We start from the raw sequence: 13906 nt of genomic DNA on the forward strand, positions 1-13906 counted from the left end.
GCGGGCGAAGCCACAGAACCACAAAGCGACATCCGGTTCCGAAAGTGACCAGGTACGTCCTGAGTTGCGCACGTCAACTCAAATATCGCGCTGGGAAGTTGACTGGCATATGCGTAACCTTGCGATCACGCAAACGGATCACCGCAGCTTGACCAGGCCGCGGTTCTGGGCCGCCGCATGCCGGAGGCCAGGGGCAGCGGTCTACCGCACCGCGTCGTACGGGGAGACCACGTGACAGCCATGAATCGACGCTCCAAGGGACACAGGACCGCCGCTGTTCACACCCGGAAGTACGCAACCGCGCTGCTCATCGCCAGCAGCCTGGTGGCCATGGCCGGTTGCAGCGGCGGCGACTCGGACACATCGTCCAAGCCCAGTTCCAGTCCATCGGCCGGCTCACCGTCCGCGACTTCCACCGCCGGTTCCGATGACGCCGCCGTCATCGCGGCCTACACCAGTTCCTGGGAAGCGCAGACCGAGGCCTACAGCAAGGCCTCCTCAGCGGGCACCGATCTGAAGAAGAACACCACCTTCAAGGCCCTGTCCGACATAGAGAGCGACCTCTCGGCGATGCGGACGGCGGGACAGGTGACCACCGGGAAACCGGTGATCCATCCGAAGGTCGTCAAGGTGACCGCGGCCAAGATCCCGGTGGCCACGGTCGCGGACTGCGTCGACACCACGCACTGGACTCTGATCGACAAGGCCTCGAAGAAGAAGGTCCCGCTGCCAACGACGCGGCTCACCAAATACGTCAGCACCGCAACGCTTGAAAAGTGGGGGACGAAGTGGATGGTCACGAAGTTGACCGCTCAAGATCAAACCTGCTGACTCGACGTCTGGTCTTATGCGCCGGCGCCCTCGTCCTTGCGTCCGCCGGCGTCGCGCACGCCGACGGTGACCCTGACGTCGGTGCGGGCAAGTGCCACGTCATCAAGTTCTGTGTCGGCGTCGGTGTCGGTGACGGGACCGGTGGCAGTGACGGGCAAGCCGGCGGCACCGGGGGCGGAAGCAGCAGCGGCAGCAAGGTGCAGTGCAAGTACACCAAGGTCGATCCGAAACCTCCTGCCGACCACCCGGCCTGGAACGGAGCCGACCCCAAGACACATGACCTGTACTTCAAGGAGTGCATCGACAGCGGAGGGGGCACCGACGACGGCTGGGTTGTCGTGCCCACCGGGCAGGCCCCTGCCCCGCAGATCGACCCTCGGGAGTTGGCGCAGCGTGCCGTTGACTCGATGACCCTGCTCGGCCCGGACATCGCCAGTCCGCGCGCAACTGGCACCTACACAGTAGGCGTGCCGATGTGGATGTGGGTCAACCAGAGCGCCACGACCTACGGACCGAACACCGCGACTGCGTCAGCGGGCGGAGTCACCGTCACGGCGACCGCGAAGGTGTCGAAGATCGTGTGGTCGATGGGCGACGGTGCCTCTGTGACCTGCAACGGCCCCGGCACCCCCTACACGTCGTCCGAGGGCATGGCGCAGTCGCCGACCTGTGGACACGTGTACTCCAAGACCTCGGCGGCCAGCGGCAAGTTCCCGGTGACAGCGACCTCGACGTGGTCGATCAACTGGCAGGGCGGCGGACAGGCCGGCCAGCTCACTGAGGTACGGCAGACCAATGTGCAGGTGGCAGTCGGCGAAGTCCAGGTCGTCAGGTAACGCCGCCGGAAGGACAGAACGGTGAGCAAGACCCAAGAACGTGCGAACACAGCCAGCCCGAACGGAGTCCCCCAGCAAGGACGGATGGCCGGGCCCGTGGCGCCTCCCCGGGTATCTGCGCGCCGGCGACGACCGGGGGTCATCGCCCTGTCTCTGGCACTGATTGCCGCCGGAGGCGCCGGCGTTGCCGTCCTGCTGCTCCAGGTCGGCAACCGCACGGACGTCGTGACCGTCGTCCGCGACGTCCAGGTCGGCCAGGTGCTGACCGAGGACGACCTGGGCAGGGCGTCCGTGGCCCTGGACCCGGCGGTCAAGGCAGTGCGCGCCGACAACCTGAAGTCGGTCGTGGGCAAGCGGGCCGCCGTGGAGCTCAAGCCGGGCTCTCTACTGGCCCCTTCGCAGGTGACGAAGGACTCGCTGGTGAAGGCCGGCGAGCAGCTGGTGCCGATCGGCCTGGAGCCCAAGGAGATCCCGGCCACCGCTCTGGTACCGGGCCAGAAAGTGCAGCTCGTGCACGTCCCGGCTCAGGGGTCGACGGATACCGGCAACGGCTCCGATGCCGCGCCGCAGACGATCGACGGCCGGGTCGTGAAGGCGTCCGGCGCCGCTCCCGGTACCGGCATCGTGGTCGTCGACGTGGCCACGGCCGCCGCCGAGGGCCCCACGGCCGCCGCGTGGGAATCGGCCGGCACCCTGCGCCTGGTCCTCGCCGCTCCGGACGGCGGCTGATGGCAGTGATCGCGCTCGCAGGGTGCAGCGGAGCACCCGGTGTGACCACCAGTGCCCTCGCTCTGCTGCTGTCGTGGCCGCTGGAGGCGGAGCGGCGGATGATCCTGGCCGAGTGCGACCCGGACGGCGGAGCCGTGCTGCACGGCCTGCTGCAGGGCACGCTCGGCGACCGGTACGGCCTGCGCAACCTCTCGGTCGCCGCACGCAAGAACGAGTTCGGCGAGGCCTTCTGGCGGCAGCTGATCGACCTGAGCAGCGACGACGGGAAGAGCGAGTCCCCGCACGACCGGCTGCTGCTGCCCGGCATCACCGACCCCGCGCAGTCGGCGAGCCTGGGCCAGGTATGGAAGATGCTGGCGCAGATGTTCCGCGGCATCGAGGCGGACCACGGTCACGACGTCCTGATCGACCTCGGCCGGCGCGGAGCGTACGGACCGTCGGGAGTGCTGGCCGAGCAGGCCGACGCCACGTTCGTGGTGGTCCGCAACACCCTGCGCTGCCTGCAGGCAGCAGAGAGCCGGGTGCGTGCGCTGGAGGAACGTGTCGGCGACGTCGGCGTGCTGATGATCAGCGAAGGTCCGTATCCCGCGGGCGAAGTGCAGCGCGTGCTGCAGGTGCCCGTGGTGGCCACGCTGCCGTACGCGCCGAAGGACGCTCGTGTGCTGTCCGACGGGCTGGAACAGCCGCGCCATTTCACCAAGTCGCCGCTGATGAAGGCCGCTCGCACAGGGAGTACCGCGCTGGTCCAGCGGGCCGCGTTGCGCCGGGCCCGCCTCGATCCGCGCGGCCCGCACGCCGCAGACGGAGAGGTGACCCGTGCACGCTAGGCCCCTGCACCCCGACCCCACGGTGGCACCACTGCCCCAGGCCAACGGCACGCCCGCGCCTGCCGGTGCCGCTTCAAGCCCCCAGGTCCTCGGAACGGCGGCGCCGCTGGTCACCGTCGACCACCGGGTGGCCCGTGAGATCGCGTCCCAGGTCGCCAAACAACGTGAAGAACTACTCAAGTCCCAGCCCGGGATGGACCGGGCCAGCGAAGAGCAACGCTGCCTGAACTGGATCGCCGAGGCCGTCGCACTCTGGTCGGACGCCGCGGCGATGACGCCGCAGCAGGACGAGGCCCTGCGCCGCGCCGTGTACGACGTCCTCTTCAGGGCCGGCCGGCTCCAGCCGTACCTGGATGACGACCGGGTCGAGGACATCATCATCCAGGGGCCGCGCGAGGTCTGGCTCGACTACGGCGACGGCGAACGCCGCCAGGTCCCTGCGATCGCCGACTCCGAAGAGGAACTCCTCGAGTTGCTGAGGGAGTTGGCCCGGGGCTCCGGGCACAGCGAGCGCACCATCTCCACCGCGAGCCCCACCCTCGCGCTGTCCTTGCAGGACGGCTCCCGTCTCCAGGCCATCACCGGGCTCGGGCCGATGACCTACGCGGTCATCCGCCGGCACCGGGTCTCCCACGCCAATCTCGACGACCTGGTCCGCCTGGGCACGATCGACCCGATCCTGAGGGAGTTCCTCGGCGCGGCCGTCCGCGCCGAGAAGAACATCATGATCGCGGGCAAGCAGAAGGCCGGGAAAACCACCCTGCTGCGGGCCATGCTCAAGGAGTTCGACCCGGAGACCCGGTTCGCGACCATCCAGACCGAGGACGAACTGTTCGCCCACGCCAACGGCTACCACCGGCAGGTCGTCTCCCTGGTAGGCCGCGAGTCCAACGGGGAGAAGGACGTCACCGGCCGCGGCGCCGGCGAGGTCACGCTCCTGGACCTGATGCATCCGGCGCTGCGGATGTCGCTGGAGCGGATCGTGGTCGGTGAGGTCCGCGGCCCCGAGGTCGTCGCGATGATGCAGGCGCTGACGAACGGGTCGGGCGGCAACCTGTGCACGATCCACGCGCGTCGCCCGGACATCATCTTCGACCGGATCGCCGAGCTGTACGCGCTCGCCCAGGAGAATCTCTCCGAGCAGCTTGCCTACCGGCAGACCGCCAACGGCCTCGACATGATCGTGTACGTCGACATGACCGACGAGACGCAGATCGGCGGCCGCCGCCACCGCTACGTCTCCCACGTCCTGGAGCTCACCGGGATCGGTGAGAACGGCCGGCCCGCCACCAACTCGGTGTTCTCCCCCGGCACCGAGTTCGGCGAGGTGCGGGCGGTGCCCCGCATGGACCCGGGGTGCATCGACGATCTGCGCCGCGTCGGCTTCGACTCGTCGCTGCTCCAGCAGCCGTATGGGGCCTGGTCGGCGCCGTTGCCGCTGAAGGTGGGGGTCCGCCGATGATCCTGCTGTTCGCACTGCTCAGCGGCATGGCCGTGGTCGGCGGGCTGATCGGCGTCATCGCGGGTCTCGTGGGTACCACGGCGCCGCGCCGGGCGCCGCTGCGCCGGCGCTGGCGGGCGGCCCTGCACGGTTCGCAGCCGCAGAGCGAGGACGCCCGGCTGCGCCGGCGGACCCTCATCGTCGCGGCCGTCGTGGTCTTCGTGGTCGTGTGGCTCGTGTCGGGGAACTTCGTCGGCGGTGTGCTGCTGGGCGCGGCCGTCGTCGGGGTGCCGTGGCTGATCACGCCCGCGCAGATGGCGCGGGAGCGGATCGGGCAGTTGGAGGGCTTGAGCGAGTGGACGCAGCGGCTGGCCGGCCTGCTGCGCCTCGGCATGGGCCTGGAGCAGGCGATGATCACCAGCCGTCAGGGGGCACCGGATGCGCTGGCCCCGCAGATCGTCACTCTGTCCGACCGGCTGCGTCTGGGATGGCGCCCTGAGGGGGCGCTCCGTGCGTTCGCCGACGAACTGGACGACGTCACTGCGGACAAGGTGACCGCCGCGCTCATCCTCTCGGTCAATGACCGCGGTCCGGGACTGGCTCAGGCGCTGGAGGACCTGTCGAACACCGTCCGCGAGGAGGTCGCCAGGAAACGAGCCATCGAGGCCGACCGGGCCAAGCCGCGGACGACGGTGCGGTGGATGACGATCATCACCGTCGGAGTGGTGGTCGCGGGCTTCTTCGTGCCCAGCTACACGAAGCCGTACTCCACGCTCCTCGGACAGCTCGTGCTGGCCTTCCTGACGGCCGCCTTCGTCGGCGTGCTCGCCCTGATGCGGCAGCTGGGCCACTTCCGCCGCATCCCCCGGTTCCTGGTCATCGACCCGGCCAGCGCCGTCCGGCTGCCCGCGGCCTCCCCCGAGCCGGACCTGCCGATCGCCGTCCGGGAGCCGGAAGGAGCCACCCCGTGAACGTGATCCCCGTTGTTCTCACCGGCGGCACGGTCGGAGCCGGCGTCGCGCTGCTGATCCGGGAACTCCTGCAGCCGCAGCCCGCGTTGGGCCCGGCTCTGCAACGGAGCGCTCCGGCGACGCTGACGATGCCCGAGCCTGAACTGGACCGCGAAGAGGTGTGGGGGCGGTGGCTGCTGGCCCGCCTCGAGCGTCTGCCGGGCGTGCGGGTCCCGACCACCGACCTGGCCCTGCTGGGGCAGGGGCCGGGCCAGTTCATGCTCAAGAAGACCGCGCTCGCCGCCCTGGGCCTGCTCTGCCCGGTGATCGCGACGATTCCGTGGATCATCGCGGGCGTGGGCCTCCCGTTCTACGTGCCCGGCGTCGTCGGACTCATCCTCGCGGGTCTGCTGTTCATCACCCCGGATCTGTCCGTGCGGGACCAGGCCAAGCGGGCGAGGGAGGAATTCGCGCACGCGCTGTCCGCCTACCTCGACCTGGTCGCCCTCAAGCGGGCCGCTGACGCCGGGCCTGCCGAGGCCTTGGAGAAGGCCGCCGCGGTCGGCGAGGGCTGGCCTTTCCTGTATCTGCAGGGCGCGCTGCGCCGGGCCCGGCTGGAGAAGATCCCGCCGTACCAGGCGCTCACCGAGCTGGCCGCCGAGTATCACCTGCCCGTCCTGGACGACGTCGCCGACATCATGCGCGGATCGGCCACCGACGGCGCCGCCGTCTACAAGGCGCTGCGGGCCCGGACCGCCGCCCTCAACGCCGAACTCCTCGCTGACCAGGCCGCCGAGGCGAACACGGCCAGCGAAAAGATGACCGCCCCGGGCGCCCTCCTGGCCGTCCTGGTGATGCTGCTGATGGCCTTCCCCGCGGTGATCCGCATGCTGACCGTCTGACACCCACCCGACTCGTTCAACGCTTAAGAGAGGTACCGGAACATGAAGGACACCGCAGCCCGCACCCGCCGTGCTGTGTGGGCACGCGCCAACGGTGCGGTCCTTAGCGTGACCACGCGCGTGCAGGAGGGCCTTGAGGAGGCCTCCCGCCGGCCGGACCGTGGCGACATCTCCACCACGACCGTCATCATCTGGGTGGCCGCCGTCACCGGCGCCGTCCTGATCGCCGGAACCATCGCCGTGGTCATCGCCAAGTACAACGGCAAGCTCAGCGGCCTGTGATGAGACCACCGGCGCGGCTGACGGACTGGTGGCAGGGGCGGCGGTGGCATGACGATCGTGGGGACACGTCCATCCAGATGGCGATCGTGTTCCCGTTCGTACTGCTCGCCACCATCGCCGTCATCCAGGCCTCCATGTGGTACTACGCACGGCAGATCGCCCTGACGGCTGCCCGCGAGGGCCTGACCGCCGCGCGCACCTACCAGTCGAGCCCCGCCGACGGCGCCGCCCAGGCACGGAGCGTGCTGGGCCGCACCGCAGGCGACAGCCTGCGCGGATACAGCGTCGCCGCGAGCAGTACCGGGCAGCGGGTGCGTGTCCAGGTGTCCGGCACGGCCCTGTCGATGATCCCGGGTGTTCCGGGGCTCACGATCACGCAGTCGGCGTCCGGTCCTGTGGAGCGCTGGACCGTCCCCGGGGGGTGAAGCACGTGCGATCAAGCGCCCGTTGGGCACGCAGACTGCGCAGCGACGAGGGCAGTGCCGCCGTCGAAGCGGCGATCGTCCTCCCGGCATTGATCATGTTCCTGTGTATGGCCATCGCGGGCGGCAGGATCGTCACCTCCGGCGCGACGATCGACTCGGCGGCCGAGGACGCGGCGCGGGAGGCGTCCATCCACCGCACCGCCGACGCCGCCCAGAGTGCCGCCCGGGCGGCGGCTGCCGAGTCCCTCAACACTCAGGGCATCACGTGCGCGTCGACCAGGGTCAGCATCAACACGAGCGGTCTCAGCGTGCCGGTGGGGCAGGTCGGCACGGTCACTGCGACCGTGGTCTGCACGGTCGAGCTGTCCGACCTCCTGCTTCCCGGCGTGCCCGGATCGAAGACGCTGACGTCGACGGCGACCTCGGTGGTGGACCAGTACCGGCAGCGGGGTGACTGATGATCTTCCGTCAACCCGGCCTGATCCGGGCTCGGCTGGACGACCGGGGCGGTGTCACGGTGTTCGTCGCCATCTGCGTCGTCGCACTGATCGGGATCATCGGCGTCGCCGTCGACGGCGGCAGCAAGATGCGTGCCACCGAACGCGCCGACTACATCGCCGGCGAAGCCGCCCGGGCCGGCGGGCAGGCCATCGATCCCGCCGACGCGATCAGCGGGAAGGCGATCGTCGTCGACCCGCAGGCCGCTTCCGCCGCAGCCCAGTCCTACCTGCGCTCCGCCCGCGCCACCGGCACGGTCAGCGTGTCCGCCGACGGCAAGACCCTCACGGTCACGGTCACCGGCTCCTACGCCACCTCGTTCCTGTCAGCGGTCGGGATCGGCTCGTTGTCGGTGACCGGCCACGGCACGGCGACCCTCCTGCACGGCGTCACCGCACTTGAAGGAAATTGATGCGCCCCTCCCCCGCCGCGGCGGCGACCCGCACCCTGGCCCGGGTACTCAAGGCCGTACTGAGTCTGCTGGTGCTGGCCTGCGCACTCGCTGGGCTGCCGCTGCTGCTCGCCTGGGTCACCCCCATCATCTGGGCGTCCACCCACGACGACGTCACGCACCTCCTCGACCGGCAGGACACCGGCGCGGCATTCCTGCTGCTGCTCGTCGCGGTGGGCTGGATCGGGTGGGCGCAGTTCACTTTCTGCGCCGTACGCGAGCTGGTCGCTCAGCTGCGCGGCCGGACCTGGCACGCCCCGCGTGGTCTGGGCGCCTCCCAGCGGGCCGCCGCCCTGCTGATCGGCAGCATCCTCGTTCTGCTGCCTGCCAGTTCGGCCCTCGCCTCGCCCGCCCAGGCCGCGCCGGCCACCTCCGCAGCCCGCGTTCCCGGCCAGACAGCAGTCCAGGCTTCAGTGGCCGCTCAGGCCGAGCAGGCCTCGCCGTCCAGCGCGCGGACGGCGACGTCGCATCCGGTGTACACGGTGCGCGAGACGCGGCCCGCGCAGAGCCTGTGGGGCATCGCCGAACGCGAACTGGGGGACGGCGAGCGGTGGCGGGAGATCGCCGACCTGAACGAGGGCCACACCATGGCCGACGGCACCGTCTTCCGCGCGAACAGCTTTCTCCAGCCCGGCTGGCAGCTTCAGATGCCCGACGCCGCGGGGAGCGCGCCAGGGGTGCGTACGCAGTTCGGCAGGGAGTCCGCGGCCGCCGGCGAGGGGAGCGAGCACGTCGTCACCGTCCACGCAGGCGACTACCTGTCGAAGATCGCGAAGGACGAACTCGGCGACGGCAACGCCTGGCAGGAGCTGTTCAAGGCCAGCGAAGACAGACCGCAGCCGCACGGCCTCCCCAGGATCACCGATCCGGACGTGATCTATCCGGGGCAGCAGGTCACCGTGCCCGGTACAGAGCCCGATCGGACCGAGACGCCCCGCGACACGGGCTCCGGAGAGGGAAACGACAGTCACAGCCGGGAGACCGCTCCCCCGAGCGCTCAGCAGCCAGGCAGCGAGCAGACGCCGAGCGGCGGGGGCGAGCAGACTCCCGCGCCGAGCCACACCGCCGCTCCGGACCCGTCGGCTTCCAGCGTGCCGAGCAGCCGGCCTGCCCAACAGCCCGGGCAGGACCAGGGCTCTTCGTCTGAAACGGCAGCCGCGACGCCGGGTCCCAGCACCAGCGCCTCCGCGCCCGCTTCGCCGTCGGCGCCGGGCTCTGCGGCCTCCTCCCCCGCAGTCGCACCGTCGCCGGCGTCGGCACCGGCCGACGGCCCGCTGGACTTGCGCACCGTTCTCGGTGCCGGTGCACTCCTGGCCGCCGCTGTCACCGGTGCGCTCGCCCTGCGGCGGACACTGCAGCGCCGCCGCCGCCGGCCCGGCGAGACGATCGCGATCGCGTCGGAGACTTCTCCCGCCGAGGCCACCTTGGCGGCGGCCGCCGAACCAGGCGGAGCCGCCCGGCTGGACGTAGCGCTGCGGACCCTCGCCCACCAGCTCGCATCGGACGAGACCGCGGTCCTGCCGTCGCTGCGGGCCGCGCGGATCGGCGCGCGGACCGTCGAGGTACTGCCCGAGGACTTGGCCCAGGAGCCGCCGGCGCCCTTCGTGTCCGGGGAAGGCGGCTGGTGGGTTCTGGACTCCGGCGCCGTCCTCCTGGACGAGGACGCCGCTCGTGACATACCGGCTCCATACCCAGGACTGGTCACGATCGGCAGCACGGCAGCGGGTGACCTGATGCTGCTCAACCTCGCCCGGCTGCCCGCCCTGCTGCTGGACGGCAATCCGGTCCACATCACCGAGGTGTGCACCTCGCTCGCCCTGGAACTCGGGATGAGCCCATGGGCCGGCGACGTCGAAGTCGTCACCATCGGATTCGGCGAGGACCTACCGCAGTTGCTGCCCACCGCGCGCATCGCCCACATGCGGCAGGCCGCGCACGCGCTCCGGGACTTGAGCGAACGCCTCCTGGAGGCACACCAGATGCCGGAGACCAGCCACCAGCCCTACCTGCTGCTGTGCGCATCGTCCCTGGACCCAGACACAGCCTGGCAGTTCGCCGACGTCATCGACAAGTCCCGCACGGTACCCGTCACCCTCATCGCCCCGGCCAGCACGGCCGCCGCGCACTTCCCGGACGCGGAGATCCTCAACGCCTCGGTCAGCGAACCGCAACATCTCGACTCCGCCGGCACCGAGATCACGGTGCAACGACTGGAGCACGCCGCATACCTTCAGATCACCACGGCACTGCACGTGTCCGCGCAGCCGGCACACCCGGCCGAAGGCCCGTGGAAGGACGTCCCGGACGAGGCCAGCACGGTGCAGCCACCCGAACCTGCGGCGGCCCCCGATCCCGAGACCACCGAACCTCCCCCCGAGGCCTCGGCAGCAGACGTGAGCGGCGAGGTCTTCCCCGCCTTGCTCGCCGCTACCACCGATCCGTCAGGCCTGCGTCTCCTGCCCACCACGGCCCCGGCACCGAAGGCCGAGGACGAGAAGGCCGAGGACGAGCACGAGCCGTCCCCCGCAGTGCCGGCGGCCCCGAGCGCCGAGAGCCGCGAGGGCACCGAAGACGACGCCGACGCTGCTGTCACGGACGGCGCACCATCCGGCGGGGCTGAGTGCGAGACGCATGATCTGCATGCCCCGGAGATCAAGGTGCTGGGTCCCCTCGAAGTGACCGATGTCGACAACACCGGGCACGGCCCGAGGATGGCCCAGCTCGCCGCCCTGCTGTTCTTCCGGCCCGGCCGGAGCGCGGACGTACTGTGCTACGACATGGATCCCGTCAGCCCCTGGTCGACGAGCACCCTCAACGCACGGATGCAGGGCCTGCGCCGCTCCCTGGGCAACGACCCCGCCGGCAACCCCTACGTACCACGCCGCAGTTCCGGGGAAGACCCCTACCGGCTCGCCCCCGGGGTGCGCTGCGACTGGACACGCTTCCTGCAACTCGTCGAACACGCTCTGCCACAGGGCCCCTCCGGCCTGACCGACCTGGAGAAGGCACTCACCCTGGTCCGCGGCCGCCCGTTCGGGGGCAAGCCGCTCCCCTGGGCCGAGCCGCACCTGCAGGACATGGTCACGCGCATCATCGACGTGGCCCACACCGTAGCCACCTACCGCACGCCCGCCGGCGCGCACCACGACCTGAGCGCGGCCCGGCAGGCCATCGCGACAGGCCTCGACGTCGACGACACGGCAGAGCTCCTGTACCGCGACTGGCTCCGCATCGAACACACGGCCGGAAACCGGCAAGGACTGCACACGGCGATCTCCCGCCTCCAACAGGTCAACCACGCACTGGACTGCTCCTTGGAAACCGAAACCTCACAACTCATCCACCAGCTCCTGAGCGGCCCAGCAATGCACACCAGCACCCTTAAGGTTGGCCAGCTGTGAGGCGCGACAGCCCGGCATTAAGGCTCACCAGGGCACACCGCGTTCTCATCAGCGTGGTCATGACCGGCGCGATGATCATCGCCGGCATCGGCTTCGCCGGCTCGTACGCGGCCGTCCGCCAGCTGGCCATCAAGAAGGGCTTCGGGAACTTCTCCTATGTGTTCCCGATCGGCATCGACGCGGGCATCTGCGTCCTGCTCGCCCTGGACCTGTTGCTGACCTGGATCCGCATCCCCTTCCCGCTGCTGCGGCAGACGGCCTGGCTGCTGACCGTGGCGACGATCGCCTTCAACGGCGCGGCGGCCTGGCCGGACCCGCTGGGCGTGGGCATGCACGCGGTGATCCCGATCCTGTTCGTGGTGTCGGTGGAGGCGGCCCGGCACGCGATCGGCCGGATCGCCGACATCACGGCGGACAAGCACATGGAGGGGGTCCGCCTCACCCGCTGGCTGCTCTCGCCGGTGCCGACCTTCCTGCTGTGGCGCCGGATGAAGCTGTGGGAGCTGCGCTCCTACGACCAGGTCATCAAGCTGGAGCAGGAACGTCTCGTCTACCAGGCAAGGCTCCGCTCCCGGTTCGGCCGGGCCTGGCGCAGGAAGGCTCCCGTGAAGTCCCTGATGCCCCTGTGCCTCGCCAAGTACGGCGTCCCGCTGGCGGACATGGCCCCGGACGGCCTGGCGGCGGGCATCAAACTAGCGGAACCACTCCCGGACTCCACCTCCGCTCCTTCTCCCGACTCAACTGCGGGCAGCCGTGCCACTGGAACGACACGAGCGGGCAATGGAGGTACTTCCCAGGCGGCTCAGGCACTGGAGAAGACACCTGCCGACAAGCAGCTCCCAGAGTCGGCCGCCAGCCCCCATCCCGAACTGGCCGCGTATGAGCCCGAACCCGAGCCAACGTCCTGGTACGAACTGGAACAACAGCGCTACCAACATGACCCACTCGCACAGGAGCAACGTCAACTCCTCCTCAAGCAACCCTCGTGGAAGACGACCACCAGCGTCCACAGCGCCAGGCCCCCGCATACCCAAGACCAGCACACCCACCGTCATGCAACCGGCCAGGCCCCTCACACACCCCAGCACGACACCACCAGCAACAGTCAGCCAACCACAACCCGGCAGGACCACCCCACCCCCGAATCCGCCCGCCACAAGGAGAGCACCGGCACCACGACCACGGCATACGGCAAACTCCACGACCGACTGGCGAAGGACAACGCCCCAAACGCAGGCGCTGACCAGGAGAGCGCAACTGCCAGCGCACACGCGCTCCACGAAGAGCGCGGCACCAGAATCGACGCCGCCATCGACGAAACACCGCGACCTTCGAAAGATCCCGCCGACGTCAAAGACCCCACCCTCGTCGACCGCTATTACCAGGTCTGGATCGAACACCACACCCAGCACGGTCGTGAACCCACCCCCGGCGAACTATCCGCCCTCCTCGCCGGCCACGGCATGCTGGGCCGGGACAACAAACCGATCGCCCCTTCCACTCTCCGCCGCTACCTCCTCCCCTTCCGCCTCTACACCGTATGGGCCGAACACCGCACCCACACCACCACACCCTCCCCAGACACCGTCGCACAAGACTGCACCCACCGCGGAATCACCGCCCAACACAACAAACCCATCACCCCCACACACATCAACAAACACACCAACGACTTCCAACGACGCTGGCACACCCACACCCACCACAACCCCGTTCCATAAAGCAGAAACCACACTCCACAGCCGCTCCATCGCCGCCGAGAGGGGCGGCGGGCACTTCTCGTGGGCGCTCATCCACACCGAGGCCCTACAGTCGCTGGCCTCCGACAGCTACGCCGACTTCCTGCGCCGCTCGGAGGAGGAGCAGCGCATGGCTGCGGCGTTCTACCGTGCAGTCCGGGACGCGGCACGCCACGAGGTGCCGTTGCAGGCAGCCGGCCACACCACCGCCCTGCAGGCGGCGAAGACCCTCGCTGACCGGCTGACGGCCGAGCACCAGCTCACCTACATGATCTATCGAAATGGCTCCCGGATGCCCGTGTCGGCCTGGGCAGAGGCGGCGACGCTGGCCAAGAGCGCGGTCGCCTACAACGCGGGCACCCTCAACCGAGCACGCGAGGCGGCCGTGAAGTACATGGAAGTCTTCGACGGAGCCGGGTGCGGCTGGAGCAGCCACCAGGACCCTGACAAGGCTGCGGGCACTCTGCGGACGGTAGAAGAGGCCGCTCAGTGGCCGTCTCCCCCGAGGCTGCTATGTCGTGTCAAGCCGCTTGAGGAAGTACTTCTGCGTCCGGCTGGCTCCTTCGTTCGAGGATCTTGAAGATCTGGCGGCAG

At 69.8% G+C, this 13906-nt stretch carries 14 protein-coding genes; all 14 read left to right on the forward strand.

Features of this window, described 5'->3' with window-relative positions; genetic code table 11:
- Positions 1-231: 231 nt before the first annotated feature.
- The 14 genes from ACFWPQ_RS40990 (at position 232) to ACFWPQ_RS41055 (ending at position 13892) form a co-directional block, all read left to right on the forward strand.
- Positions 232-831 carry a hypothetical protein gene (locus tag ACFWPQ_RS40990; RefSeq protein ID WP_384046897.1) on the forward strand — a complete coding sequence of 200 codons (600 nt, stop codon included), beginning with the start codon at positions 232-234 and terminating at the stop codon, positions 829-831.
- Positions 777-1667, forward strand: coding sequence for an ATP/GTP-binding protein (locus ACFWPQ_RS40995; protein WP_384046899.1), 891 nt, complete (start codon positions 777-779; stop codon positions 1665-1667). Before ACFWPQ_RS40990 ends, ACFWPQ_RS40995 begins: the two co-directional genes overlap by 55 nt.
- A gap of 84 nt (positions 1668-1751) precedes the next feature.
- A complete protein-coding gene (locus tag ACFWPQ_RS41000) occupies positions 1752-2396 on the forward strand; it encodes an SAF domain-containing protein (RefSeq protein ID WP_384046902.1) in 645 nt (214 codons plus the stop codon).
- Positions 2396-3223: a hypothetical protein gene (locus ACFWPQ_RS41005; protein ID WP_384046905.1), complete on the forward strand. Its 828-nt coding sequence runs from the start codon at positions 2396-2398 to the stop codon at positions 3221-3223. The genes ACFWPQ_RS41000 and ACFWPQ_RS41005 overlap by 1 nt, the downstream gene beginning before the upstream one ends.
- On the forward strand, positions 3213-4685 hold the full coding sequence (locus ACFWPQ_RS41010; RefSeq protein ID WP_384046908.1) for a CpaF family protein: 1473 nt from the start codon (positions 3213-3215) through the stop codon (positions 4683-4685). Before ACFWPQ_RS41005 ends, ACFWPQ_RS41010 begins: the two co-directional genes overlap by 11 nt.
- Positions 4682-5635, forward strand: coding sequence for a type II secretion system F family protein (locus tag ACFWPQ_RS41015; protein ID WP_384046911.1), 954 nt, complete (start codon positions 4682-4684; stop codon positions 5633-5635). The genes ACFWPQ_RS41010 and ACFWPQ_RS41015 overlap by 4 nt, the downstream gene beginning before the upstream one ends.
- Complete coding sequence (locus ACFWPQ_RS41020) at positions 5632-6516, forward strand: type II secretion system F family protein (RefSeq protein ID WP_384046914.1); 885 nt, start codon at positions 5632-5634, stop codon at positions 6514-6516. Before ACFWPQ_RS41015 ends, ACFWPQ_RS41020 begins: the two co-directional genes overlap by 4 nt.
- A gap of 42 nt (positions 6517-6558) precedes the next feature.
- The gene (locus ACFWPQ_RS41025; RefSeq protein ID WP_384046917.1) at positions 6559-6798 is read left to right on the forward strand and encodes a hypothetical protein; all 240 of its coding nucleotides are present in this window, start codon (positions 6559-6561) and stop codon (positions 6796-6798) included.
- Entirely contained in the window at positions 6798-7223 is a 426-nt protein-coding gene (locus tag ACFWPQ_RS41030; protein ID WP_384046920.1) for a TadE/TadG family type IV pilus assembly protein, read from the forward strand. Before ACFWPQ_RS41025 ends, ACFWPQ_RS41030 begins: the two co-directional genes overlap by 1 nt.
- Positions 7224-7228: 5 nt before the next feature.
- Positions 7229-7681, forward strand: a complete 453-nt coding sequence (locus tag ACFWPQ_RS41035; protein WP_384046923.1) for a TadE/TadG family type IV pilus assembly protein — start codon at positions 7229-7231, stop codon at positions 7679-7681.
- Positions 7681-8133 (forward strand): TadE/TadG family type IV pilus assembly protein, encoded by a 453-nt coding sequence (locus tag ACFWPQ_RS41040; RefSeq protein WP_384046926.1) that lies wholly within the window; start codon positions 7681-7683, stop codon positions 8131-8133. The genes ACFWPQ_RS41035 and ACFWPQ_RS41040 overlap by 1 nt, the downstream gene beginning before the upstream one ends.
- Positions 8133-11573, forward strand: coding sequence for a hypothetical protein (locus tag ACFWPQ_RS41045; RefSeq protein ID WP_384046929.1), 3441 nt, complete (start codon positions 8133-8135; stop codon positions 11571-11573). The genes ACFWPQ_RS41040 and ACFWPQ_RS41045 overlap by 1 nt, the downstream gene beginning before the upstream one ends.
- Before the next feature lie 59 nt (positions 11574-11632).
- On the forward strand, positions 11633-13294 hold the full coding sequence (locus tag ACFWPQ_RS41050) for a DUF2637 domain-containing protein (RefSeq protein WP_384046932.1): 1662 nt from the start codon (positions 11633-11635) through the stop codon (positions 13292-13294).
- Positions 13295-13442: 148 nt separating this feature from the next.
- Positions 13443-13892 (forward strand): hypothetical protein, encoded by a 450-nt coding sequence (locus tag ACFWPQ_RS41055; RefSeq protein WP_384046935.1) that lies wholly within the window; start codon positions 13443-13445, stop codon positions 13890-13892.
- The last annotated feature ends 14 nt before the right edge of the window (positions 13893-13906 follow it).

The sequence above is a fragment of the Streptomyces sp. NPDC058464 genome (assembly GCF_042721035.1).
In the GTDB taxonomy this organism is placed as follows: Bacteria; Actinomycetota; Actinomycetes; order Streptomycetales; family Streptomycetaceae; genus Streptomyces.

Excerpts from the sequence above, each read along its gene's own strand:
- ACFWPQ_RS41030 (WP_384046920.1), top strand. The coding sequence starts at position 6,798 with ATGAGACCACCGGCGCGGCTGACGGACTGGTGGCAGGGGCGGCGGTGG.
- ACFWPQ_RS41045 (WP_384046929.1), top strand. The coding sequence starts at position 8,133 with ATGCGCCCCTCCCCCGCCGCGGCGGCGACCCGCACCCTGGCCCGGGTA.
- ACFWPQ_RS41050 (WP_384046932.1), top strand. The coding sequence starts at position 11,633 with ATGACCGGCGCGATGATCATCGCCGGCATCGGCTTCGCCGGCTCGTAC.
- ACFWPQ_RS41005 (WP_384046905.1), top strand. The coding sequence starts at position 2,396 with ATGGCAGTGATCGCGCTCGCAGGGTGCAGCGGAGCACCCGGTGTGACC.
- ACFWPQ_RS41015 (WP_384046911.1), top strand. The coding sequence starts at position 4,682 with ATGATCCTGCTGTTCGCACTGCTCAGCGGCATGGCCGTGGTCGGCGGG.
- ACFWPQ_RS41025 (WP_384046917.1), top strand. The coding sequence starts at position 6,559 with ATGAAGGACACCGCAGCCCGCACCCGCCGTGCTGTGTGGGCACGCGCC.
- ACFWPQ_RS41000 (WP_384046902.1), top strand. The coding sequence starts at position 1,752 with ATGGCCGGGCCCGTGGCGCCTCCCCGGGTATCTGCGCGCCGGCGACGA.
- ACFWPQ_RS41040 (WP_384046926.1), top strand. The coding sequence starts at position 7,681 with ATGATCTTCCGTCAACCCGGCCTGATCCGGGCTCGGCTGGACGACCGG.
- ACFWPQ_RS41055 (WP_384046935.1), top strand. The coding sequence starts at position 13,443 with ATGGCTGCGGCGTTCTACCGTGCAGTCCGGGACGCGGCACGCCACGAG.